Origin of the sequence: Microvirga sp. KLBC 81 (genome assembly GCF_003075415.1) — a bacterium.
Classification (GTDB): domain Bacteria; phylum Pseudomonadota; class Alphaproteobacteria; order Rhizobiales; family Beijerinckiaceae; genus Microvirga.
Window position 1 is genome coordinate 1 of the sequence record NZ_QDAH01000313.1, and the last position, 354, is coordinate 354.

Below are 354 nucleotides of genomic sequence, written 5' to 3' on the forward strand. Positions count from 1 at the left end.
TTGGCGAACTGGTACCTGCTGCGTTGCGGGCAGTGTGCAAAGGCGGGCGCGTGGTTTGCGGTGGCATCCATATGAGCGATATCCCTTCGATGCCCTACGAGCTGCTTTGGCAAGAAAGGGAGGTGCTTTCGGTGGCGAACCTGACGCGTAGCGATGCAAAGGAGTTTTTCCCGATTGCGCAACAGGCAGGAGTGCACACCTACACCACGACCTATCGGCTTGAAGACGCGAACCAGGCGCTCGACGACCTGCGCACGGGCAGGCTCAACGGGGCTGCGGTTCTGCAGCCTTGATCGCGCGCTTTTGCCTGATGGAGCTTGCATCTGCTCCGCCAAGAGCGCGCAAGGCATTGAG

At 60.5% G+C, this 354-nt stretch carries 1 pseudogene; it reads left to right on the forward strand.

The features are described from left to right. Positions 1 to 293 (forward strand): annotated as a pseudogene (locus DC522_RS33950) (alcohol dehydrogenase); the annotation flags it as partial. Between the last annotated feature and the right edge of the window lie 61 nt (positions 294 to 354).